Annotated in this window: 22 protein-coding genes, 1 tRNA gene and 1 pseudogene; 7 read left to right on the forward strand and 17 right to left on the reverse strand. The window is 65.2% G+C overall.

What is annotated here, in order from left to right; genetic code table 11:
* Window positions 1-384 precede the first annotated feature (384 nt).
* The 11 genes from PKF00_RS03895 to PKF00_RS03940 all read right to left on the reverse strand — a co-directional run bounded on the left by PKF00_RS03895 (window position 385) and on the right by PKF00_RS03940 (window position 7,476).
* Window positions 385-1,596 carry a tyrosine-type recombinase/integrase gene (locus PKF00_RS03895; protein WP_271215929.1) on the reverse strand — a complete coding sequence of 404 codons (1,212 nt, stop codon included), beginning with the start codon at window positions 1,594-1,596 and terminating at the stop codon, window positions 385-387.
* Window positions 1,593-1,787 carry a helix-turn-helix domain-containing protein gene (locus PKF00_RS03900; protein ID WP_271215930.1) on the reverse strand — a complete coding sequence of 65 codons (195 nt, stop codon included), beginning with the start codon at window positions 1,785-1,787 and terminating at the stop codon, window positions 1,593-1,595. Before PKF00_RS03900 ends, PKF00_RS03895 begins: the two co-directional genes overlap by 4 nt.
* A complete protein-coding gene (locus tag PKF00_RS44600; protein WP_369011155.1) occupies window positions 1,784-2,236 on the reverse strand; it encodes a replication initiator in 453 nt (150 codons plus the stop codon). Before PKF00_RS44600 ends, PKF00_RS03900 begins: the two co-directional genes overlap by 4 nt.
* Window positions 2,143-3,555 (reverse strand): replication initiator, encoded by a 1,413-nt coding sequence (locus tag PKF00_RS03905; protein WP_344925509.1) that lies wholly within the window; start codon window positions 3,553-3,555, stop codon window positions 2,143-2,145. Before PKF00_RS03905 ends, PKF00_RS44600 begins: the two co-directional genes overlap by 94 nt.
* Window positions 3,552-3,752 carry a hypothetical protein gene (locus tag PKF00_RS03910; RefSeq protein WP_271215931.1) on the reverse strand — a complete coding sequence of 67 codons (201 nt, stop codon included), beginning with the start codon at window positions 3,750-3,752 and terminating at the stop codon, window positions 3,552-3,554. The genes PKF00_RS03905 and PKF00_RS03910 overlap by 4 nt, the downstream gene beginning before the upstream one ends.
* Window positions 3,752-4,528: an FtsK/SpoIIIE domain-containing protein gene (locus PKF00_RS03915; RefSeq protein ID WP_271215932.1), complete on the reverse strand. Its 777-nt coding sequence runs from the start codon at window positions 4,526-4,528 to the stop codon at window positions 3,752-3,754. The genes PKF00_RS03910 and PKF00_RS03915 overlap by 1 nt, the downstream gene beginning before the upstream one ends.
* Complete coding sequence (locus PKF00_RS03920; protein ID WP_271215933.1) at window positions 4,426-5,190, reverse strand: hypothetical protein; 765 nt, start codon at window positions 5,188-5,190, stop codon at window positions 4,426-4,428. The genes PKF00_RS03915 and PKF00_RS03920 overlap by 103 nt, the downstream gene beginning before the upstream one ends.
* Window positions 5,191-5,279: 89 nt before the next feature.
* Window positions 5,280-5,612, reverse strand: coding sequence for a hypothetical protein (locus tag PKF00_RS03925; protein WP_271215934.1), 333 nt, complete (start codon window positions 5,610-5,612; stop codon window positions 5,280-5,282).
* Entirely contained in the window at window positions 5,609-6,070 is a 462-nt protein-coding gene (locus tag PKF00_RS03930; RefSeq protein ID WP_271215935.1) for a plasmid replication, integration and excision activator, read from the reverse strand. Before PKF00_RS03930 ends, PKF00_RS03925 begins: the two co-directional genes overlap by 4 nt.
* A 111-nt stretch (window positions 6,071-6,181) precedes the next feature.
* Window positions 6,182-6,913, reverse strand: a complete 732-nt coding sequence (locus tag PKF00_RS03935; RefSeq protein WP_271215936.1) for a GntR family transcriptional regulator — start codon at window positions 6,911-6,913, stop codon at window positions 6,182-6,184.
* Between the two features lie 263 nt (window positions 6,914-7,176).
* Window positions 7,177-7,476: a hypothetical protein gene (locus PKF00_RS03940; protein ID WP_271215937.1), complete on the reverse strand. Its 300-nt coding sequence runs from the start codon at window positions 7,474-7,476 to the stop codon at window positions 7,177-7,179.
* A gap of 351 nt (window positions 7,477-7,827) precedes the next feature.
* Between PKF00_RS03940 and PKF00_RS03945 the strand changes: the two genes are divergently transcribed.
* From PKF00_RS03945 to PKF00_RS03975, 7 genes and pseudogenes are all read left to right on the forward strand, one after another.
* On the forward strand, window positions 7,828-9,240 hold the full coding sequence (locus PKF00_RS03945; RefSeq protein WP_271215938.1) for an XRE family transcriptional regulator: 1,413 nt from the start codon (window positions 7,828-7,830) through the stop codon (window positions 9,238-9,240).
* Window positions 9,240-9,782 carry a flavoprotein gene (locus PKF00_RS03950; protein ID WP_271215939.1) on the forward strand — a complete coding sequence of 181 codons (543 nt, stop codon included), beginning with the start codon at window positions 9,240-9,242 and terminating at the stop codon, window positions 9,780-9,782. The genes PKF00_RS03945 and PKF00_RS03950 overlap by 1 nt, the downstream gene beginning before the upstream one ends.
* 1,106 nt (window positions 9,783-10,888) lie before the next feature.
* Window positions 10,889-12,334 carry a tetratricopeptide repeat protein gene (locus tag PKF00_RS03955; RefSeq protein WP_271215940.1) on the forward strand — a complete coding sequence of 482 codons (1,446 nt, stop codon included), beginning with the start codon at window positions 10,889-10,891 and terminating at the stop codon, window positions 12,332-12,334.
* A gap of 115 nt (window positions 12,335-12,449) precedes the next feature.
* Window positions 12,450-12,989 (forward strand): annotated as a pseudogene (locus PKF00_RS03960) (S1 RNA-binding domain-containing protein); the annotation flags it as partial.
* A 478-nt stretch (window positions 12,990-13,467) separates the two neighbouring features.
* Complete coding sequence (locus PKF00_RS03965; RefSeq protein ID WP_271215941.1) at window positions 13,468-13,590, forward strand: hypothetical protein; 123 nt, start codon at window positions 13,468-13,470, stop codon at window positions 13,588-13,590.
* A gap of 270 nt (window positions 13,591-13,860) precedes the next feature.
* A complete protein-coding gene (locus PKF00_RS03970; protein WP_271215942.1) occupies window positions 13,861-15,090 on the forward strand; it encodes a DNA sulfur modification protein DndB in 1,230 nt (409 codons plus the stop codon).
* 160 nt (window positions 15,091-15,250) lie between these two features.
* Window positions 15,251-15,336: transfer RNA gene (locus PKF00_RS03975), tRNA-OTHER, on the forward strand.
* 120 nt (window positions 15,337-15,456) lie between these two features.
* Here PKF00_RS03975 and PKF00_RS03980 read toward each other — a convergent pair.
* From PKF00_RS03980 to PKF00_RS04000, 6 genes are all read right to left on the reverse strand, one after another.
* A complete protein-coding gene (locus PKF00_RS03980; RefSeq protein WP_271215943.1) occupies window positions 15,457-15,723 on the reverse strand; it encodes a site-specific integrase in 267 nt (88 codons plus the stop codon).
* A 228-nt stretch (window positions 15,724-15,951) separates the two neighbouring features.
* Window positions 15,952-18,828 (reverse strand): type 2 lanthipeptide synthetase LanM family protein, encoded by a 2,877-nt coding sequence (locus PKF00_RS03985; protein ID WP_271215944.1) that lies wholly within the window; start codon window positions 18,826-18,828, stop codon window positions 15,952-15,954.
* Window positions 18,829-18,847: 19 nt separating this feature from the next.
* A complete protein-coding gene (locus PKF00_RS03990; RefSeq protein WP_271215945.1) occupies window positions 18,848-19,033 on the reverse strand; it encodes a DUF6229 family protein in 186 nt (61 codons plus the stop codon).
* A gap of 721 nt (window positions 19,034-19,754) precedes the next feature.
* Window positions 19,755-20,282, reverse strand: a complete 528-nt coding sequence (locus tag PKF00_RS03995) for a hypothetical protein (protein WP_271215946.1) — start codon at window positions 20,280-20,282, stop codon at window positions 19,755-19,757.
* Between the two features lie 93 nt (window positions 20,283-20,375).
* Complete coding sequence (locus PKF00_RS44605) at window positions 20,376-20,969, reverse strand: NucA/NucB deoxyribonuclease domain-containing protein (protein WP_369011147.1); 594 nt, start codon at window positions 20,967-20,969, stop codon at window positions 20,376-20,378.
* A gap of 406 nt (window positions 20,970-21,375) precedes the next feature.
* A complete protein-coding gene (locus PKF00_RS04000) occupies window positions 21,376-22,104 on the reverse strand; it encodes a LysR substrate-binding domain-containing protein (protein WP_271215947.1) in 729 nt (242 codons plus the stop codon).
* Window positions 22,105-22,119: the final 15 nt, after the last annotated feature.

Here is a 22,119-nt window from a genome sequence, read left to right on the forward strand (position 1 = left end):
TGTGTCCGCCGGCGTCGAGTCGGCGCAGCGGCTAGCCTGTCCGGGAGGCGAGCGTGCGGGGCAGGGAGGCCTGCTCGGCCTCGCGCAGGCGCAGGGACGCGAGGGTTAGGGTGATCGGCGGCAGAAACCGCTCGTGTGGGCTGCAGGTGACGGGGTCATGTCCACGGACGTGGTGTACAGCAGCGCCGTACAGCAACGCTGCCTTACGGGATCACGCCGCTCCAACCAGCATCCACCGCTTCACCAGCGCGGGAAGCCGCTGACCAGACCTCTGCTCTTCCCTACGGATCAGAAGGTTAGGGGTTCGAGTCCTCTCGGCCGCGCAAGCGCAGAAAGGCTCCTGAGCAGGGATTATCCGCTCAGGAGCCTTTCTTCTTTTGTGGCTCACCCGGTCTCCTCGGCGTCCGTGGGAGCCAACCTGGGAGCCAAAGGCACCGGCCTGCTCAGCAGAACACCGGAGATCGCCTCCGTCGCCGCGCGCTTGTCGCCTTCCATCAGGTGCCCGTAGACATCCTTCGTGATCGCGATGCTCGCGTGCCCGAGGACGTCGGAGACCACGTGCAGTGGTGTGCCCTGGGCGAGCATGAGCGAGGCCCCGGAGTGCCGTAGCTCGTGCGGGTGCCAGTGGCCGAGCCCGGCCTTCCGGGCGAGCTTGGAGAACAGGTGGGAGAAGGTGTCGGGGTCGGACGGATTGCCGAAAGCGGTCGGGAAGATCAGCCCGTGCTCGGTCCACTCCTGTCCGGCCTGAAGGCGTTCTCTGTTGTGCGCGCTCCTGTGCTGCCTGAGCGCGTCGACCAGCTCGGGAGTCAGGCAGAGCGTCCGGCGTGACTTGCGGGTCTTCAGCTCGGAGATCACGAGCTTGGTCTTGCGGTCGGTGTCGGCATCGCGGTTCTTGACCCGCTTCACCGCGTGTGTCACGCGCAGCGTTCGCGCTTCCGAGTCGAAGCCGCTCCACATCAATCCGAGCGCCTCACCGCGGCGGAGCCCGAAGACGAGGGAGAGCAGGACGAGCGTCCCCATCCGATGTTCGGCGACCTGGTCGAGGAGCATGCGGGACTGGTCGACTGTGAGCGTCCTGCCCTCGTCGGTGTTGATCCGGGGAGGCATGGACAGCGCCGCGACGTTGCGTGCGACCAGGCCCTCACGCTCGGCCTGCCCCAGCGCCTTACGGAGCACGGCCCGCATGATCCGGACGCTGTTGGGCTTGTAGGTCGCTCGCTTGGTCTGCCAGAGCGCGTCGACATGGGCGACGGTCAACGCGGTGAGCTTGTGCCGCCCGAGCCCCGGCTTGAGGTGGAGCCGTACCGTGTCCTCGTAGTCGTCCAAGGTCGAATCGGCGATGTGCCCGGGGAGCGTGGACAGCCACCGGTCGAGGAACGCACCTACGGTGATCTTGTCATCGGGGACCGGAAGTCCCTTGGCGATGCCCTCGCGGATCTTCTGGACCTTCTCCACGACCTCGGTCCGCGTCTTGCCGGAGACCTTCTTACGGAGGCGCTCTCCGCTCGGCCTGTAGCCGATGGAGATGGCACCGCGCCACCGGTCGCCGTCCTTGTAGATCGAGTCCTCGTTGCGGCCGCGTTTCTTCGTGCTCATGCTGCTTGCTCCTCTTCCAGATGCGCGACGAACTCGGCGAGCGCGGCGGAGGGAATCCTGCGAAGGGTGCCGACACGGACCGAGCGGAGCGCGCCCGATCGCATCAGCGCGTAGACCGTGGTCCGGCCGATACCGAGAAGCTCCGCCGCCTTCTCCGGCCGGAGAAGCACAGGGGCGAGGTCATCGATCATGCCGCCTCCCTCAGTGCCGTGGTTGCCGAAAGGTCTGGGATGGGTCTGCCGTCGGCTCTGGCGCGTAGTTCGTCGAGCCGGGCGCGGGTTCGGTGGCGGTTGGCCACGCCGCGCAGCAGCCGGACCGGCAGCGGGGTTCGGGTCGGGTCCTTGGTGGAGACCGGCCGCCAGACATAGCGGTGTGGGTCGGTCTCGATGTCGTCGGGCAGGCCGAGCATGTCGAGTACCCAGGCCCGGCGATCAGCCTTGTGGTCGCGCAGGGTTTTGTTCGACCACTTGCGGGAGACCAGGACGCGGCGTCCGGCGTAGCCGAGGTGTTCGGCCTTGTGGGCCTTGGAACGGCACCGGCCCGGCGTCATGCCCGCCTTGGCGTCCTTGGGCTGGATGCCGTAGCGCAGCCAGTTGGCGCAGGTGGGGGAGCAGGGTTCGTAGCGCAGCGCCTCGACCAGCGGGCGGCGTGGTCCCGGCGGGCCCGGTTGACCGCTGCGCGGGCAGTCGACGCGGCCGGGGTCTCGTCGCCCTGCTCGTCCTCGTCGGGGTCGAGGTCGAGGGTGTCGCCCAAGCTTTTGGTGAGGTACTTGGTCAGGTAGCCGATCCGCTTGTGCGCGTCCGGTGACCCGGCCAGAAGGCCCTGCACGTCGACCTGGGCACCGAAGCGCATCACATGCAGGGGCTCGGCCTCGTCGTCCTGGTCGAGCCGGTCGAGGGCTTCGTGCCAGGTGGGCAGGAGTTCGCCGGTGGCGGGGTCGAGGTAGTCGCCGGCCTGCCCGTCCGGGTACGGCGCGGGCTGCTCGTCCCGCTCGGCCCAGACCGGCAGGTGATCGCCCTCAAAGCGCACCTCGTCGATGGAGGGCCACCACACCTGGTGATAGGTGGCGGCGGCGATGGCCTTGATCTCCGCACGCGGCAGGGTCCCGCGGATCGCCATGTGCAGGTGTGGCGCGAAGCGCTTCTGGGGTTCGACGGTGGCGAAGTACTGCACGTCGTATCCGGCGACCCTGCGCAGGTTCTGCACGAACCGGTCGATGAGCTTGGAGAAGTGCAGTGCGTCGCGGGCCGCCGTCGCGTAGTCGTAGGTGGCCGGGTCGACGGGCACGCCCTGGCCGGGGCGGACCTTGCCGTAGGAGGGCAGGGTGAGGGTGACGAACAGCGAGGGCCGGAACACCTGCCCGTCCGGGGCGACGTAGGTTCGGCCCAGGGTGGTGTTCTGCCGGGCCCGCTTGGGAAGGTCCGGGGCGTCCTGGCGGCACCGGGTGGAGCGGGAGCGGCGGGGCGCGGTTCGGCCGCCGGTGACGTTGCCGCGCATCCCGGCGGCGTTGATCTCGGCGTCGATGCCCGCGATGGCCTCGTCCCAGTCGGCGGTGTCCTGACTATCACGCTCGGCTTGGTCGCGCTTGGCCTGGACGTCGGCGCGGAACTCGATCAGCCACCTCTGGTCATCGGTGGCCGGGTGCGGTTCGGCGACGGGTTCGGCGTCGAGGTGCCAGCCCTCGCGGCATTGAGCCTTGCGGAGCTGCTTGTTGCGCTGGGCGCAGGGCGGGCACTTGGCTTCGCTGGTGGTGCCGCAGGGGATGTCGAAGGGCTCTGAGGTGCCGGTGTGGGTGTCGAAGCGGCGTAGTTCGATGGGGCGGATGCAGACGCCGTTGAGTTTGGCGACTTCGACGGCGACGTCGAGGGCCAGGGGCAGGGTGTCGCGGACGGTGCGGGGAAGGGTGCGGTCGGCTCCGTTGGGGGGTGCAGAGGCGGACGGGTGGGCGGTGTCGGTCACCTGGCCTCCTTCCGGGGCGGGTCGAGGATGTCGGCGTGCAGCCGGTAGGCGTCGCTGTGGGGGTGCTTGTGCAGCCGGGCGGTGTTCAGGTCGATGATCACGACGACTTCGGCGAGGTCGGAGCCGTCGAGGGGCCGCAGCCGCCGGAAGGGCAGGGCGTCGATCTCGTCGGCGGTGCCGTGGATGGTGATTTTCATCAGGCCACCTCGGGCAGCGGCAGGGTGTCGGCGCTGAACAGGGCGACCATGTCGCGGATGTCGTCGTCGGAGACGTAGGCGGCGCGGGCCCGGATCGGGTCGGGCGAGGTTTCCAGGCGGACGTAGGCGATGCCCGCGCCCTGTTCGGGGATCGGGGAGATGTGGTCGGCCAGTGCGCCCCGGTCCCGGGAGCCGTCGCCGAGAATCATGTCGACCTGTTCGGACTCGTCGAGTCGGAGGGCGATCTTGTCGGGGAACAGGTTGCGGATGGTCAGCACGTCCTTGCGCGGGTCCTGGAGCGCCGCGAGTACCCCGACGCCGACCGCGCGACCTTGGGTAGTGAGCGTGGCCAGGGCGGCGATGGTGCGGACCCGCAGGCCCTTGTCGGGCTGGTAGGCGGTGAGGAACGCCACCTCATCCACGACCACCAGGACGAACGGGTCCTCCATGGTGGGGACGTGGGTGCGCCTGACCCCGGCGAAGCGGCCCGCTCGTTCCTGCATGACCTTCACCGCGGCTTCCAGCAGTTCGACGCAGGCGAGCGGGTCGGCGGCGTAGTGGTCGCCGAACAGGTCCCGGCCGAAGCTCAGCTCCATGAGTTTGGGGTCCAGCGCCCAGATCTCGGCCAGGCCCACGCCGGCGGCGGGTAGCAGCCCTCGGATCGTGGACCAGATCACCGAGCCCTTGCCCGCCCCGGTAGCGCCCGCGACCAGGACATGGGTGCCGTGGACCTTGAGCCGCCACGGAGTGCCGTCCTCGCAGCGGCCGATCTCCACCGGCCCCACCGACGCCACGGCCGGGATCGGGAGGGCGGGCAGCGGAACGGCCAGCGGGTCGCGGCGGGGAAGGTGAGCAGCAGCCGGCCGGACCGGGTGATGGTGACCCGGCAGGAGGCCGCGCCGAACCCGTGGGCCAGGTGTTCGACGCGGTCGGCCCAGTCGGTGACGGCCTGACCGGTGAGGATCTTGACGGTGACCAGGTCGGCCCACGAGGTGCACGAGACGGCCACCAGGTGAGGCAGGTATTCGCGCCCGCTGACCTGCCGCGCTAACCCGGAGATGGTCATCACCGGTTGCCAGTGCCGCCGGTACACCCAGACCAGCCGCCAGAAGGCCAGCAGCCGCCAGCCGATCAGGTGCAGGAACGAGGGCCGGTGGATCAGCGCCCATCCGGTCGGGACGGCCAGCAGCAGGGCCACGACGCCGAGGCCGTATGGCCAGCCGTAGACGGTCCAGATCACGCCAGGCAGCGCGGCGACGGCCGAGGCGATCGGGTGCCGCCAGAGCAGGCGCATCAGACCGGCCAACAGCCGCCAGGCATAGATGACCAGGGTCACCAGAGCGGGGGTGCGGACGATGGCCGGACGGAACACGACAGCGGTGTCGGGGGTGGTGGAGACGAGGCGCTGTGCCTCGTCGCCGGGTAGCTTTTTGAACATTAGGCTGAAGACCTCTTCCTTGATTGCGTGTCGGGAGAGAACCGAGGGGCCGCCGGGAGCTGCAACTTCCAGCGGCCCCGCTTACGTGGTCAGGCCGGGTCGTCGTCCCGGTTGGGCGAGGGCGCGGGAACGACGGCCTGACCGGTGTGCAGGCGCTCGCACTCGTCCCGGTAGCGGGCGGCGGCATCGGCGATCTCCCGGGCCAGGTCCAGGTCGGCGGAGGTGACCGGTCCGCCGCCGGTGGTGGAGATCGACAGCTGGCCCTCGGCACTGCCGATGCAGAGGTAGGGCCGGATGCCGTGGACGTTCATCGCGATGACCGACAGTTCGGCGGTGTGGAAGGACACCCCGAGGCGGGTGTTTCCCTCGTGGATGGACGCGGTGACGTAGGTGTAGGGCCGGTAGTCGTCGTGGGTGCTCATGCTGCGATCTCCTTGCTGGTCGTGGTGCTGGCGGTGTCCTTGGCCGACGCCGAGGTGGTGGTGTGCTTGGTCGGGACGGCAGCCCTACGGGGAGCACGCATGGCGCGGACCTTGATCGAGTAGGCGAGGCGTCCGGCGCCGTTGACGTAGGGGGTGACGGTGACGTTGTCGAACTCGACCGGGGTGAACGGCGAGTCGGGCAGCGGGGCCGGGGGAACCGGCTGGACGGTGGACAGGATCTTGACGGCGACGGTCTTCTGTCCGGCCTTCACCGTCGGGTCGGCGTCCATGACGGCGACCTGCCACACTGGGTCTCCGGTGAGCTTGTCGCGGGACTGGACGAACCGGCCGTTGGTGGAGGCGTCGAAGTCCTTGACGGGCTCGACGTCGCCGACGACGTAGCAGCCGTGCGGGAAGACCATGTCGAAGCTGACGGGGATGGGGCCTTGCAGAGCCATGATGGCACTCCTCTGTCGTTTGACAGGCACTTAACCTGTCATGTGCTTCGAGGATAAGAAAGCCCGCTTGGTAGGTCAAGTACCTAAGTGGGCTCGCGTGGTGAGACTTGTCTACCCGATCGGATAGACGTCCTCCAGCTCGTGGCGATCGGCCGGGAGAAGCACCTCCACCACGGCCAACGCCTGTCCCGAGGCATCCCTGACCGCGCCGTAGACCGCCAGAAGCGGCGTGTTCTTCGGCATGCCGAGTCGCTTGGCCTCGTCGGCTGTGGGCATCCGTGCGGTGATCTGCTGCACGATGTGATCGAACCGCACCCCCTTCCGGGAGCGCAGATGTTCACCCAGCCCCTCGGTCAACAGGTCGGCGCTGGTCAGGTCGGTGCCCTCGGTCAGCTCAAGCGGCACCCACGCCGAGACGATCTCGGCGGGTCCGCCGTCACGGCTGATCAGCCGACGGCGCAGGAACGCCTTGCTTTTCGGGGCGATGTCCAGCAATGTCGCGATCCGCTCAGGGGCGACCAGCGCGGCCACCTCCGTCACCTCGCCGTCGGAGGAAGTCTCGGGGCTGGTGAGGTGTGCCTGTCCAGGGCGGGACTGCTCCACCGAGGCCGTCACCGGACGGCCGCGCACGAACCGGCCCTTGCCCTGCTGAGACTCGATCCACCCTTGTTCCCGCAGGACTCGCAGGGCGGCGACCACGGTGGGCCGGGAGACGCCGAACTCGTTGATGAGCTGGTTCTCGCTGGGCAGCATGGAGCCCGGAGGGTAGTCCCCCGACTCGATGCGCCGCTGTAGCGCCTGGACAAGTTGCGCGTACTTCGGCGGTACGGACTCTAGCGACATAACGACCGTCCATCACCCAACAGGTTGTTTTACCAAGCTAGAGCGTAACTTGGCTTTCCTCCCCTGTCACGTGTTCGAGGGCGGGGAGGCTGGAGGAAAAGAAGGTCCCGGCAGACAGGAGCGGGGGAAAGGGCGTGCGGTGCCGGGGTGGGCCGCATGCGTCCGCTTGAGCTGTCTGCCGGGACGGTGGGAGGCGCGACGGGACAGGGGTAACGCTCCTCGGCCCCCTCCAGCACCGAGGGACCCTGCCCCGCCGCGCCCGCTTATCGGCCGACGTACTCGGCCAGGACTTGTGTCGCGCCTTCCAGGTCGTTGACCGGGTGGCGCTTCTCGGCGGACTGCCAGGAGAAGTAGGCGCCGCCGTATCCGACGAACACCCACACCGGCATCCCCACCCTGGGGCGGGGAATCATCAGTGCCGTGCCGTTGTCCCGCAGCTCGGCACGCACCCCGCGCCGCAACAGCGCATCCTGCAGGAGGGCGAGGAGGACCGTTTCACTCTGCTGCTCGTCTTGAGGGCCTGCCTGTGGGGGAACGGCGATGGCCTGAGGAAGGGGGTTCATGTCACGTTCCTTTCGACCCGGCCGCTTGCGAGGCAGTCGAGACATTCCTGTTCTCCGTACGTCTCGTGACCACCGCCGCTCTCACCGACGAGAAGGGCACGGCTTGAGCTGCGGAACTTGGTCCCCCGCCCTCGGCAAGAGGGGCAGGGCATCTCTTCGCTGGACTCGTCTGGCCGGGTCACCGTCGCCATCTCCTCGACATTTGATCCGCGCTCCCTGCGGCGGAAGGCGGGCTGACGTAGCGTGGTTGCTTGATGACAAGTCCACCGGCAAACCGGAGACAGCAGGACCCCCACGTGGTCCCCTGTTCGCTCCCCTCTTGACTCCCCCCGCTGAGAGGAAAGGCAGGAGATGCCCGAGAAGGCCCCGAACGCCCTGCTGCGGGCATGGCGCACCGCCAACCGGCTCACCCGGCTGGAGATGGCCGAGCGGATCAACGCCACCCCGACCGGCATCGCCGAACGCCTGGCGTGCGACGAGGAACGGGTCCGCCGATGGGAAACCGGAGAGGTCAGGTGGCCCAGCACCTTCTATCGCCTGGCGCTCACCCAGCTCGCCGGCCTGACTCCGGAACAACTCGGCTTCTCCCGGTCCATCCGCCACGAGACCCGCAAGGCAGTCGCGAGCGTCTCCGCCCGAAACGACCACCCCGCGAAGGCTAACGCTCCGGCGGGTGTGCCGCGTACCGTGGATCTCGTCAGCGAGGGGGAGGACGAGGGTGCGATGCGACGCCGCGAGTTCGTCGGACTGACCGGAGCCGCCCTGTTCAGCGCGGTTTTCCACCAGCCCGAGCCATCCCACGACAAGGGCCTGGACACCGACGATCTCGCCGTCGCACTGCTCGAACACTCCAGCTTCACCGACGGCCCCGCGGACCTGGCATCGATCGCCGCCATGGTGGCCCAGGCCAAACGGAGCTACCAGGCCAGCCACTACTCCCAGGTGATCGCCGGGCTACCGTCCCTGATCCGCACGCTCCGCACCGCCTGCTTCGCGCTGGACGGCGACGAGAAACTACGAGCGCACGTCTTGTCCGCCGAGGCGCACCACATCGCGGCGTCCATCCTGCTCAAGCAGGAGAACAAGGGGCTGGCCTGGCTCGCCGCGGACCGCAGCCTCCTGGCCGCCCACGCCAGCCACAGTCCCCTGGCGATCGGATCGAGCTCCCGGGTCATCACCCGCGCCCTCATGGACGGCGCACACCACCGAGTCGCCGTCAGCACCGCCAACACCGCAGCCGCCCGCATGGACGCCGACCTCAAGCAGCCTTCCGGTGACGAGCTGTCGATCTACGGATCGTTGCTGCTGAGCGGTGCCGTCGCCGCAGCGCAGACCGGCAACAGGCACGTCATTGCCGAACTGCTCGACGAGGCCGCCCAGGCGGCCCGGCGACTCGGCTACGACGGCAACCACCAGTGGACCGCCTTCGGCCCGACCAACGTCCTGTGCCACCGGGTCAACATCGCCCTGCGGCTCGGCGACGCGGGAACCGCGATCGACCACGCCCGCCAGATCGACCTGGACAGGCTGCCCACCAACGAGCGCAAGGGCACCCTCCTGATCGACACCGCCCAGGCGTTCCTCATGTGCGGCAAACACGACAAGGCTCTCCAGGTCCTGCGCGCCGCCGGACAGATCGCCGCCGAGGAGGTCACCGGCCGACCGGCCGCTCTTCGCCTTGTCCGCGACATCACCGTCACAGCCCCGATCAGCGTCCGGCGGGAAGCTCGCGAGTACGCCACATCCCTGGGAGTCGTCGCCTGATGCAGCCCGGCAAGGTCCTCTACGTCATCGTGTGCGCCGCTGGAGCCGCAGGTGACGTCGGTCGCCTGGTCGCTCTCGCCCAGGACGACGGGTGGATCGTCCAGATCGTCGCCACCCCGCCCGCCCGGGACTTCATCGACGTCCCCGCCCTGGAACAGCAGACCGGCCGCCCGGTGCGCAGCCAGTACCGCAAGCCGCACGAACCCCGGCCCCCGCGAGCCGACGCGATCATCGTCGCCCCCGCCACCTACAACACCATCAACAAGTTCGCCCAGGGCCTCACCGACACCTACGCCCTGGGCCTGCTCGCCGAAGCCCCCGGCCTGGACATCCCCGTGGTCGTGCTGCCCTTCGTCAACACCGCCTTCGCCTCCCGCGCCCCCTTCCGCCGAAGCGTCGAAACCCTGCGCGCCGAAGGCATCCCCGTCCTGCTCGGCCCCGGCCAGTTCGAACCCCACCCACCCGGCACCGGAGGCGACATTCTGGACGCCTACCCGTGGGCCTTGGCCCTCAAAGAGATCGAGCAGTACCTACCCCGGTAGGGGGGCGGATTCCGTAGCGCGGACACTGCCGAATTGTTCTCATGGGTTGTCAAGCGGCGGCGCGCCGCGCCGCCGTACCCGGCCCTCTGCCGCACGCCGCCCGGGCGTGCGGCGTGGGCGCCGGTCCCGGCCGGCGGCGACCCGGGCCGTAACCGCACCGCGCGCCCGCCGTAGCCGATGTGACACGCCGACCCGTGCGACGCACCGCCGTACTGCTTTGCCCCTCACGATCGCCTAATTGTGGTTGACCTGCGTTGATAGTTGGGGGCGATCGACGATCCGGGACTTCGTTCCTCAGCCCCGGCTCACCGGGGATCGTGGTAGACGACCGCTCTCATGCGGCCACAAGCTACGGCACATGGCGTGAGATTAGTTCTCGGATATACCCCACCCAGGTTAAGGCAGAGAGCTGATCAGCGCATCCGCTGTCAGTGGGGCAGGGCCCCCGGCATGCTGCATGACCAGGTCAGAGATATGGCAGTCAGCTTGAGGGACACTGTCCCGTGCATCCGTACTGGACTCGCCTGCCAAGACGAACGATGCAACGTGCTGGCAGTCAAGACCGAGCGCCGTTGCAACCAAATCCCAAGTGCTGTGTCGCTGTAGCTGGGTGACGTAAGTGTCCCGCGCGTCAGTGACGGCATTGGGCGCGCCACCCGCGGGTCGAAGACTGCGCGCGGCGCGCCCTGGAACACCCTTGTCCTTACCACCCTCTGCCTGGCTCGCTATGACAGATCGGGACCACCATCGTCGGAATCCTGCTCGCTACGTTTCCTCCGAGCTGAGATCAGAGCAGTTGCCAGGCCCACACCACCAATAGCTAGCTGCACTAACAGATTCAAAAACTCAAGAGTATGGATCACGGCGCTCTCCTTGAAAGCTGTAAATCTTCCGGCGGGATTCCGTTCCCGTGTGCTTATTCCAGAAAAGAGGAAGCAGCGCCGTCCGGTTAGATAGATGGACAGCTACAAGCCGATCATGTTCCAGCGAGCGAGCAATAACGGACATAACTACATGCGTTCGGACAATCACCAGACAGGCGCGGCCGGCCTGGTCTACGCTGACGGACATTCGCGGACATCACCGGACACCCCTGGAAGACCCCCATGGACACCTCCTCCCCTCCTCCTCATGACCACAACGATCAGACCTTGCGTGTGGAAACAGTTCGTACTCGCCAGGAGCTCAGCGATGCACTACATGTTTTGCATGTACGCGCTGATCGGCCGTCCTATCGAGAGCTAGAAAAAAGGACTACCCATGAAGGAGTACGCCTGGCACGGACCACAATCTCGGAAATGCTTTCCGGTAAACGATTAGCCCCTAAGGCCGTCACGCTTGCTTTTGTAAAAGCATGCGGAATCATCGATATAGAACCGTGGCAGCAAGCTTGGGAACGTGTTGCCACAGTAGAGCGTAGTCCAATACTGGAAATTCCAGACCCTGAGCTTGTCGCTTTGCGAAAGGAAAATTCGCGATTACAAGCCCAGCTAGAAGCTGAACGAGCTAATCATGAAGTCGAATCTGCTTCTCTCCGAACGACTCTCGACGATGAGAATGAGCGAAATCTAAAAACTATCGAGCATTGGCTTGAAATAGCAGAAAAGATCGCCCACGAATTGGCTGATAATGGCCACTATAAAAGCGCTAGAGATCTCCAGCAGCGTGTGTATAATTCCAGTGCCGAGATGCTTGGAGATGAAGATTTAGGCACTTTAATCATCCGAAACGACCTTTCATTCTGGACGGGGAAAGCTGGAGATATATTAAAGGCGCGGAATATGTACAAGGAGCTATCTTCTCTATGCGTAAAAGTGTTGGAGCCTAAAGCATACGAAACATTGCACGTCTTTAATAATTACTCCTGGTGGCTTGGCGAGGCGGGAGACTATGAAAGTGCCCGTAAGATATCCAGTGATATATTATCGATCTGCGAGAAGCAATGGGGTATTGAAAATGAAGAAACTCTCGCCGTGCGAGCTAACTATATTTGGTTGGTCGGTAAGGCTGGGGATCCCGTGGCCGCATGTGATCTATATAAAAGATGGATTCCTGTCTATGCAAAAGTCTGGGGCACTGAGAATCCTCAAACTCTTGTTGCTCGGAATTGTTTCGCTCACTGGACTGGCGAAGCAGGAAGCGCGGTAGAAGCTCTCGAAATGTGCACTAATCTATTGCCCTTTTGCGAGCGGATATTGGGGTCTGAACACCCTGACACGCTCGCAGTGCGAAGCAACATTGCACGATGGACCGCTGAAACGGGCGATACGAAAGCGGCCCTAAATCTATATACGAAGATAGTTAATATTTATGATCGCGTATTGGGTAGAGACCACCCTGAAACCCTCATCGCTGTGGCGGGGGCGGCCAATTGTATGGGTGAGACCGGTTATATAGTAACAGCGCGTGACGCATTGGCTCATGTGGTCAATACTTGTTTGGAAAAATTGGGAAATACTCATCCGAGTACTCTGGAGGCTCATAAAATGTACGCACGATGGGCACAAAAGGTGAGTGATTTTGAATTGCGTCGCGAACTCCATCAGCAATAAGGTCATGTCGTAGCAGGAAAAGTCACGGGTTGTAAAACCATCGGCTATGAGAGACGCCTGGCGGATCTTCCAGGAATGGATCGTTTCCTAGCGCTATGCTCACCGGCGTAGTGCCAGGGATAGGAAGGGCGTTGTCATGGCGGAGAAGACTAAGAGCGACGCCCGCCGGGCCTTCCTTGACACGCTGCAGAATGGTCAGGTCCGTAAGGGTGTTGTGTCCTCGGTCGCTAACTTCGGTGCGTTCGTAGATCTTGGTGGTGCGGATGGACTGGTACGCGTCCCTAACCTGTCCTGGAGACGCTTCGACCATCCGTCCGAGGTTGTGCAGGTGGGGCAGGAGATCACCGTCACGGTTCTGCACGTGGATATGGAGCGTGAGCAGGTCTCGCTGTCGCTCAAGGCCCTGCAACCAGACCCGTTGCAGCAGTTCGCCCGCACCCAGCTCGGCCGCGTCCTTTCTGGACACGTCACGAAGGTCACCCCGATCGGGGTATTCGTCGGCGTCCACGAGGATGTGGAGGGGCTGGTGCCCCTCTCCGAATTCACAGCGCATCACATCGACGACCCCGAGCACGTGCTGCAGCTCGGTGACGAGGTTGTCGTCCAAGTCGTTGATATCAACATCGACACGCGTCGCGTCAGCTTCGTCCTTCAGTTTTCGGTATCTGATTGACCAGTCGGCGCTAAGGGGCAGCGCGGAAGGTCAAGTTGGATGAGGTATATGCGCCTGCACGAGGCGCGATCGGTCACCGGAACGGCGCGCATCATCGAGATCACGCCGCCCGTAACGACGAGTCCTTAGTTGCAGTTCTAGTTGCAATCCAGCCCCGTTCAACTGCGTTCCGTAAGGACCGTCCGTGCCCCTTGGTCCAGATGGAACGAATCAGGACGGGCAGGATCAGAGCTGCTAATGCGGTTTGGCAGCAATGCCATCGGGAGTTCAAATCTCCCAGCTTCTGCAGGTCAGAAGCCCTCTCCCAGGATCTAAGGGAGGGCCTTTGATGTCTGAACCCTGCCGGGTTGTAGTTCTCACCCGTCGCCCAGAGTGCACTCGTGAGGATCACTGCAACCGTGCTGCCAGGGTTTGCGCTCTGTCACACCGCTAGGTCGCCGAGCGAACCCTGGGACGGCTGATGCTCTACCGCCGCCTGGTACGCGGTTACGAAGCCCTGCTGTACCGATCCGAAGCCATGATCCACGTCGCCATGATCGACCTCATGACCCGCGAACCCACCCCAACCTGGGGAGACGCCTGAAAGTCCAATCAGACGGAACTCGCGGGATCAAACACCTACTAGACGTGACGGGCGTATCCGCGGGCAACGGTGGGGCGCCTTCCAAGTAGGCAGTGCCAAGCTGAAGGGGGAATGGAAGAACTGCGGGGAGAGATATTTGAACTGCGGGGTGACTTAGCTGGAGTCTCAGTCCCCGCAGTTGACAGTTGATCGATATTCGTCGTACGGTCTTCTCTGTCTGGCAGAGGTCGCGCTGGAACACAGGTCCACCTCGACACGAGAGGATCCCCCTTGGACACCACCACGCCCGTTACGACCGGACTCCCGGTGAGACTGACTCCGTTCCGCAGCTGCGCTGCAATCGGCGTCGGTAACTGGGAGAACATGCTCTCCCTGCTTCCGAATCCCGTTGCTGTGGAGCAGGACGCGATCAAGTTCTCTCGGCGTACCTCGAATTCATATGCCGATCTGCGTGCGGAGGTGCAGCGCACCCTTCATGGCACGGCGAAGGGCCGGAACGTCCCCCACTACGCGGACTACCTGGCAGCGGGCCACCGCGGGGACCTGGGAGATGCCTGGTCCTCTCCGCCTCTCTGCCTGTGGTCGCCGCGTCCCTTGATCATCGGCGAGTCCGGCAATACGCATCTTCCGATCGGCGGAGGACTCATAGCGATTGACGCTGAGACCCAGCTCGCAGCCATGCATGAGGTAGCAGACAACCTGGAGCACTACGAGCTCAAGGACGGCAGCCTCTCTGAAATGCTGGTGGCCTACGAGGTGTACTGGGGTATCAGCCTGGAGGACGCGCGACAGATCTTCCACGACCGTAACCTGAAGGGCGTTGCGGTCGACAAGAACCTCTCCCTGAACATGGACCAGCGTGACGCGGGCACAATAATCGCTCGACAGATCCTTCAGAACGAAGTCATCCCCGCCCTTGGCGCCGACCCGAAGCCCTTCAGCAGCTTCGTCAACATGTCCTCCCGCCAGATCGGCAAGAAGTCTCATCACTGGGTGACTCTTTCCGCTGTCCGTTCCCTGGCGGTGACCGCTCTCCTCGGCAAGGCCGGAATCGAGGCAACCTCCGGCTCGGTCAGTACAGACCGCCTGCCTGCCGGAGTCACGATCCAGGAAGCAGCACGAGAGATCTCCGAAGCCGTGGCTCGAATCCTGGGCACGCACACCAGCGCTTTCGCTGATCGGTCCGCTATCACCGCTCCGGCTGTAATGGCTGGGCTGGGTGCGGTCCTGCATCACACGCTGCCGTGGGCCAATGACGAGGACATACGCCTTACGCCCACTGAGCTAGAGGACATCTTGGCCGATGTCCAGTGGGAACGTAAGGGCTGGGTTGGGGTAGCCGCCAAGTACACCCCTAAGGGATCCCTGTCCTTCGCAGGTGGTGTAAAGGACTCCGGTAACGCGGTCTATAACGCCTTGCTCCACCCCCATACCAAGGGTGGTCACAAGATCCGGGGGAAGATCTTCACGGATGTCAATGAGGTATCCACCAACAGCTGACCTTCCAGATAGCCCATGGTTAGGGCTCGGAGACCCGCTTCCGAGCAGGTCGCATTGAGACCGTTGACGCTCCAACTCTGGGAGCCAACTTGGGAGCCATCAAGCCGCATGACCCTGGACCGAGCTGAATCGATGTGAACAGGCGGATCGTGCGCGACCTGCGCGGCGAACTGGTCTGAACGCCTCTGGTGACTGTTCGGGGACCTACGGATCAGAAGGTTAGGGGTTCGAGTCCTCTCGGCCGCGCTAGGCGAAAGCCCAGGTCATCAGCCGGTGACCTGGGCTTTTTCGTGCTCTGGATCAGCTGTTGGTGTCCGGCTGTCGTCGGCTGTCTCCGGTTGATCGTGCCGAATACGTGCCGAAGGTTCAGCCCAGAGCTTCGCTGATCCGGCGCATGGAGACCTCGTCCTGGCCCACGAGGCACTTGGCGTAGGTGCGCAAGAGCACTTCCACGCTGTTGCCTGCCCACTCGGCCACCTGCTTCGGCGAGATGCCAGCGTTGAGCCAGGTGGACAGGCACACATGACGGAGGTCGTAGACGCGCTTCGCCGGCGGTGAGCCGTACTCCTCCGGACTGAGGGCGGCGCGGCGGGCCTTGTCCCAGACCCGCTGAATGGTGCTGGTGGCGAGCACCCACCGTGAGCGCCGTAGAAGACCCGCCCGTCCGGACCGGCGCCGAAGGTTTTGAGGTGCTCGCGGAGGATGGTGACGAGTTCGGAGGCGCACGGCCTCTTGGCTCTCGCTCTGGCGGCGTTCCGCCCACCTGTGCTGGCCCTCACCAGTTCTCCGGTCACCGAGCAGGGCAGAAGGAGCGCACCGCGGCAAGAAGAACCGGGGCGGGCAGGAGAGGAGACGGGGCGGTCAGTTCTCCGGGTCAGGGAGCAGGACGGAGAGGAGGGAGGTGTCGGGGGGCAGGCGTAGTAGTTGGTAGAGCATGCCGCCCACTCCCGGCATCAGACCTGGGCTGAAGGCGTCACGTGAAAGGCCACTCACCGGGCCGTGCTCGTCCATGCTGCCGATCATGTACGCGGCGAGGTACTCCGGAGTCAGCTCTTCGGGCCCGACACCCACATCGATCGCGTGGCGCACGATTTCCCAGTTGCCGAGGTCTCCGTGGCAGAGCGTGTGGTTCCAGCCGATGCCCCTCGACCAGGACGACGCGGCGGCCCGGCGCAGCACGTCCGCCCAGCGTGGGTCACCTTCGCGGGCCAGCCGGTCGGCCGCGACGAGGCCGATGCCGGCGGCTCCGTGGCACCATGCGCTGGAGGTCACGCGAAGGTCATCCACTTCGCGCAGGTCACGCCAGCCCTTTTCCGCCGGGTCGTACAGTGACTCCTCGTACAGAAAGGCCCTGTCTGCCAGGGCGCGAAAGTCCGCAGCGCGGGCCGTGGCGCTGTCGGCGAGCCGGGCCAGCGCCCAGGCGATCCCGGTGGCGCCGTGTGAGACCCCGCCTAACCCTTGTGGGAACGCGGTGCTGGGCCAGCGTGCTCCCCGGTCGTCGATGTGGGCCAGTGAGAGCAGGCGCTCCCCGATGCGGTCGGCCTGCGTGGACCACTGCTGGTCACCGGTCTGTTCCGACAGGCGGAGCAACGGCACGATGGCGCCTGCCATACCGGTGAGCAGGTCGTACACCCCGTCGGCGGCCACCGCCTCGGGCAGTTGCCCCGCCAGGGCGCCGGCCCGGGCGACCGCCTCCTCCGAGCCGACGGTGCCCAGCCTGCGCAGCAGCAGCCAGCTCCAGATTTGCGAGCCGACGCCGACATAGCCGCCTGGGGTGGCGGGGCGGCGCCGCGGCCCGGTGCGGCGTGCCTCCGCGTCGCGCTCCTCGGCCAGCCTGATCGTATGGAGGAGATCGGCGAGCAGTCCGTCCAGCCCTGGCACCTCGTCGGCTCTGCCCTGCCCGGTCTCACTCACGTAGGCGGCCAGAGTGATGGCGACCCCGTACGCCCCGCCGTACACGTCGGGAGACAGCGACTGTACGAACCAGCCGTCGGAGGTGAGCACCGGCGCGGTCCAGGTGACGGTGCCGTCGTCGCCCCGGACCGCCGTGTCAAGCATGCTGCGGGCGATCCCGGCCGCGATCCGACGCCGGCGCCGCTCGAGGTCCTGGTGCCGGATGGGAGGCACGGGCATACGCTTGTTGGCAGGCATCCACCCTTCATTGAGGTAGGCGCTGACCAGAGCGGACCGGATCACCTCGCGGTCCAGGGCCGCGTCGCGGTCGCGCCAGCGCCGCAGCGCGTCCGCGATGAGGTCCTGCTCGTCTCCGTAAGAGGTTCCGCCAGGGCCGTCCAGACGGCCGCGAGCAGGGGTCGTGGCGAAGAAGGGGATGTCGCCGACCAGCAACTCGGCCACCTCGGCGTCGATCACCTCGGGGTCCGATGGTGCGCTGGGCAGGTTCTCGGCATGCTGGGCCAGCAACCCCGCCGCCTTGCCCATCGCGGTCGGCTCGTCGTGCAGTGAGGTCGGGTGCCACAACATGCGGGCCAGCTCGGCGTACGCCTCGGTGGCGCGGAGCACGACCCGGATCGGACGGTCGGCGAAGTCCGTGAGCAGCCCGGCGAGCTCATCCCGCCGATCCAGCATGTCGAGGTGCTCGACCAGCTCGGTGAATCCGGACAGCACCAGCTCCCAGTAGTGGACGAGGATCGGATCGGGGCTCGGGTGGTTGCTCACCGCTCCCAGCTCGACCCGTTCCATCCCCAATCTCGCCATGTCCGTGCCCGCGTCGACGACGACCGGCACCTGCGTGTACGGCTGCTGGCCAGGCAGGCCTCCGACGGCGGACATGTCGACGCCGCGCCAGGCGAGCGAGACGCCGCGTCCGGGAAGGAGTCCGGTGCGCAGCACCGATCCGCTGAGCAGGTCGGTCGCCTGGTCGACGGCGTCGCCGTATCCGGACGGTTTGGCCGGGACGTGCGGGGTGAACAGCGTCTCGCAGTCGACGACGACGGGCGCGGGACCGGCCGCGATGAGGTTCTCCATGTGCAGGTCGCTGCCGCCGATCAGCCGCATCAGCGCCAGCCAGTGCCCGACACCGCGGTAGAAGGACCGCAGCTCCGTCTCGTCGGCGCAGTAGCGGTGCTGGATGTGCTCCGCCCAGCCGTACCCCTGGCGAATCAGCACGTCGGGTACGCGGATGCGGCTGCCGGCGGGCAGCTGGGGTGCCAGGCGGTCGATCAGCCGCGCCAGCGCCTCGTCCACGGCGAGGGACCGGGGCTTGTAGACCACCTTGCCCTGCGAGCCGTGCAGGACGGCGACGCTGTGCCCTCCGCGATGGCTGTCTCCCGCCCCGAAGTCGACTCCGACCAGCTCGCCTCGGAGACCGCCGGGCAGTGCGGTGAGCGCCGCGCGGTCGGCGGCGAACCTGCGGGCCAGTTCCACGGCCGCGGCGCACCTGTTGTCGATGATCGTGCCGAGCCTGGACAGCATCGTGGGGTAGTGCCCGGTCAGGGACAGCCAGAACTCGGGCGTCGCGGCCGTCGCCTTCCACTCCTGCCACCGCAGCTGCGGCGTCTCGGCGGTCAGCCTTCCGGTGATCCTGGCGGCGTTGAGTTCCAGCAGCAGGACCCTGTTGACCTTGAGGCGGACGGTCTCCTCCAGCGCTTCGGCGGTTCTCTGGCATATCAGCCGGGCCTCCGCCTCCGTGAGGCCGGGGATCGATCCCAGCGTGGCGGACAGCCCGACCAGCGCCGGTGCGGTCAAAAAGTCCAGCGACGGGTCGAAGTCCCCGGCCATTCGGATTATCCTTCCTTGATCAGCAGCAGAAGCGGCTGCAGGTGCACGAGCTCGCCAGCCGGGTGTCCAGGGCCGTCAGCGTGATCTCCGACTCGGCGTAGTCACCGATGAACAGCGGGCCAGCCGGGCTGTCCCAGCCCTCGACGTCGGCTCCGCTGCGCCACGCGGAGACGATCTCCTCAGAGCGTTCCAGGGTGACAGGCATTCTTACTCCCTCCATGACCAGGCGTCCCGATCAGCGTTAGTCGGCCGATCGAAAAAATCAATACATAGCGGACGAAATGTAGACTTGTCGGCATTCAGCAGAAATGGCGAAAGCTGCCGTTGGCTGTGACGGAGCTTGCCCAGACGCCGACGGGATGTCCGGAACGCGCGAGCGAGACCGGCCACCCTCCACACCACCGGCCCACGCCCATCAAGGGGACGACAGCGCACGTCAGGGGTTTCGTCCCGCAACGGGCCATGACCACCACCTCGGCGACGGCGCTCATGTGCGGGACGACCCAGCGAACCGCTTTCATACGGAAGGGGAGGCCGCGAGAAGGTTTCCGCTGTTCGGGAGCGCGGCAGACGGCGGGGAACAGCCCCGACCACGGGCCGTCCGGCTGGATCCGTCGGGCCTCGGAGGTGCGCGGTATCGGCGAGGCCGAGCGATGGGAGCCACTGCGCGCCCCGGCCGGCCAGCTCCGCCTGCCTGTCTCACTGCCGCACGTTCTCCCTGCGGGTCGGCTGCCGGGAGGGCCGGGTCCGGTGCGCGAACCGGCGGTGTGTGGACGGCGACGGGCGTCCGCCGGTTACGACGATCGACAAGAACCGGCTGAATGGGGATGCCATGCTCGTATGGGCAGACGGCCGGACGATCTACTACGATGCAACTTAGTGACCTGTGGAATCCACATGGTATATAGATAATTTCGAGAAATTGTCTATATTGTTTTTCTGTGTGGAATATGGGCAAGGTCAAGGTTGATTCCTTTCGCTGGCCAGAATTGAATTCTCCACTCTTCTATACCTGAGGGGGGAGATTCTTCATCGGGCCAGATCCAGCCACTCCCAGGGCGGCTACTTGCTCTGATCACCCACTCGCTAGCTTCCTTACGAAGGTCCATTGGAACCAGGGGAGAGTTGCTGTCAAACAGCTTACTTAAGTAAATTATTCCTGAGCTGGAATAGAATGGTGCATTCTTGCTTCTTGTCCAATGCGAGGTGTCCTCGGGAGGAGGGCCATCCCATAGCTCTAATGTGACCTTGATATCGTGCCAGGGAGCCTCGCTCCAGAAAATTGCCTCATTCAAGGTTGCCTCAAACCAGGAATTTTCGGGAAGGCGGGCCGCGAGTTCTTCTAGACGGGGCCATCCATCTGGCTCGTCCAGAATGCCATCTTGATCTTCAAGTAGAAACTGGCTCCGCTCCACGGTGATTACTTCTTGGAGCTTTTCAATAAGTTGTGACATTTATTTTCCATGAATTCGAGAATGCGCAATGCGTGGCTTCTTGATGGAAGCGCACGCATTGCGTTTTGGGGGACGTATGTCTATTTCCTTACGTCAAGGATTGATTCGCTTTCCGTTTTTATCGTAGAGGCGAATGAAGAATTCCTCGCCGTCCAGTAGGCGATCGTAGACATAGTAGTAGCGGATGCCCCCTCGTGTGCGTCCTCTCCATGAACCGTTTTCTCCAGTGGGAATCGGCTTCACGCTGTAGTTTACTCCTCGCGGCCTGTAGTTTATTCCATCGACTGGAAGATTCTCCTGCCAGGATACCCGCGCACCTTCATAGGTCGAAGCGAACGGGAATTCGTCACATTGGTTCCCTGCGGCTACCCAAGGAAATGAATTTGAGCCACTAGTGGGAACCCATTTTGGATAATAGGACCATCGGCAAGCCGACTGTGCCCGGCTCGTGTTTCGAGCACTACGATCGCCATCCCGGGCGATTTCGTCGTCGTACTGGTAGAGGCGATGACGAGGCGTCTGTCCTTCCCTGCGGATCAGAAGGTCAGGGGTTCGAGTCCTCTCGGCCGCGCAGATGCAAGGAAGCCTCTGAACAGGGATTACCTGCTCAGAGGCCTTCTGGTTTCTCGATTGTCTCGGCGTCTTGCCAACACCCTCGCTAACAGCGGGTCCCTCATTGTCCGCCAACGCTCGCTAACAGCGGGTCCCTCACTGTCCGCCGACGGCCTTGCGAAGACGTCGGCGGCGGAGGCCTCCGCCGCCCGGATCACATGGGCGTGGACGCGCAGGGCGATGAACAGGGCGGCATGGCCGAGACGGGCTGTGACGACGCGGAAGGGGACACGGTCGGGAGCAGTGTTGTGGCGCGGATGTGCCGCGGGTCGTGGGGCCGGGCGGGCGGGAGCGGCTCCTGGCTTCGGGCCGTTCTTCGGATCGTTGTGGCAGGGGATCATGGTCGCGACGAGCGAGCTGACTGTGTCGGGTGGGAACGCGCGATTCATCGGACACGCGGTGACATTGTGTCTGCCGCCTCAGTTTGAGGCCATCAGTGTTCGCGTCGTCACCAAAGGCGATTGGCCCATCTGTCCGCAGGTCACCGAGGCCGGTGGCCCTTCTTTTTACGGCTGGCCGGCACGGCCCGGCGGCCGGAGCCGTTCTGTGCGGGTTTTTGTGATTGCCGCTGTGCCGGTTTCTCCGCAGAGGGGGCGGGGGTACGGCCCCGCGAGCTGTTCACCGTCCGGCCGCGGACGATGCCGATGAAATCTTCCACCAGGTCAGTGGTCGCGTCCGTGGGCCAGCTCAGGGCGACCTGGGACTGCGGCGCGTCCAGCACCGGCCGGTACGTGAGATCCCTGCGGTGGTGGAGGCGTGCCAGCGACAGCGGAACCAGGAGAATCCCCGTGCCGGCCGCTACCAGCTCGACCGCGTCCGCAGTTGTGGCCGGGCGGGTGAACGCGGGCAGCCCGGGCCGGAGCGTCCACTCGATGGTGTCGTCCAGAGGATGGAACACCTCGTCGTCGACAAGGTCGGCGACGGCCACCTCCTCGGCGGCGGTCACCACGTGGTCCTTGGGCACCACGACCACCGTGGTCTCCACGTAGAGAGGAATCACGCTGAGCCCGTCCCGGTCGACCGGCAGCCTGACGAGTCCGGCGTCGGCGCCGCCACTCCGTAGGAGTCCCACCACCTCGGCGGCGGGAACCGCGACCAGGGTAACCGGCACGTCGGGCATTCTCTCGGTCCAGACGTTGACCCATTTCGCGGGTGTCACCCCGGGCACGTACGCCAGTCGAAACATCCTGCCGGTCTCTCCGTCAGTCACATCCTCAGGGTACCG

It is taken from the genome of Streptosporangium carneum (assembly GCF_027922005.1).
Classification (GTDB): domain Bacteria; phylum Actinomycetota; class Actinomycetes; order Streptosporangiales; family Streptosporangiaceae; genus Streptosporangium; species Streptosporangium carneum.

Excerpts from the sequence above, each read along its gene's own strand:
- PKF00_RS03910 (WP_271215931.1), bottom strand. The coding sequence starts at position 3,752 with ATGAAAATCACCATCCACGGCACCGCCGACGAGATCGACGCCCTGCCC.
- PKF00_RS03955 (WP_271215940.1), top strand. The coding sequence starts at position 10,889 with ATGGACACCTCCTCCCCTCCTCCTCATGACCACAACGATCAGACCTTG.
- PKF00_RS03925 (WP_271215934.1), bottom strand. The coding sequence starts at position 5,612 with ATGAGCACCCACGACGACTACCGGCCCTACACCTACGTCACCGCGTCC.
- PKF00_RS03950 (WP_271215939.1), top strand. The coding sequence starts at position 9,240 with ATGCAGCCCGGCAAGGTCCTCTACGTCATCGTGTGCGCCGCTGGAGCC.
- PKF00_RS03945 (WP_271215938.1), top strand. The coding sequence starts at position 7,828 with ATGCCCGAGAAGGCCCCGAACGCCCTGCTGCGGGCATGGCGCACCGCC.
- PKF00_RS03895 (WP_271215929.1), bottom strand. The coding sequence starts at position 1,596 with ATGAGCACGAAGAAACGCGGCCGCAACGAGGACTCGATCTACAAGGAC.
- PKF00_RS03920 (WP_271215933.1), bottom strand. The coding sequence starts at position 5,190 with ATGTTCAAAAAGCTACCCGGCGACGAGGCACAGCGCCTCGTCTCCACC.
- PKF00_RS03990 (WP_271215945.1), bottom strand. The coding sequence starts at position 19,033 with ATGCCTGTCACCCTGGAACGCTCTGAGGAGATCGTCTCCGCGTGGCGC.
- PKF00_RS03930 (WP_271215935.1), bottom strand. The coding sequence starts at position 6,070 with ATGGCTCTGCAAGGCCCCATCCCCGTCAGCTTCGACATGGTCTTCCCG.
- PKF00_RS03985 (WP_271215944.1), bottom strand. The coding sequence starts at position 18,828 with ATGGCCGGGGACTTCGACCCGTCGCTGGACTTTTTGACCGCACCGGCG.
- PKF00_RS03900 (WP_271215930.1), bottom strand. The coding sequence starts at position 1,787 with ATGATCGATGACCTCGCCCCTGTGCTTCTCCGGCCGGAGAAGGCGGCG.
- PKF00_RS03965 (WP_271215941.1), top strand. The coding sequence starts at position 13,468 with ATGCTCTACCGCCGCCTGGTACGCGGTTACGAAGCCCTGCTGTACCGA.
- PKF00_RS03940 (WP_271215937.1), bottom strand. The coding sequence starts at position 7,476 with ATGAACCCCCTTCCTCAGGCCATCGCCGTTCCCCCACAGGCAGGCCCT.
- PKF00_RS03995 (WP_271215946.1), bottom strand. The coding sequence starts at position 20,282 with ATGTCACAACTTATTGAAAAGCTCCAAGAAGTAATCACCGTGGAGCGG.
- PKF00_RS03935 (WP_271215936.1), bottom strand. The coding sequence starts at position 6,913 with ATGTCGCTAGAGTCCGTACCGCCGAAGTACGCGCAACTTGTCCAGGCG.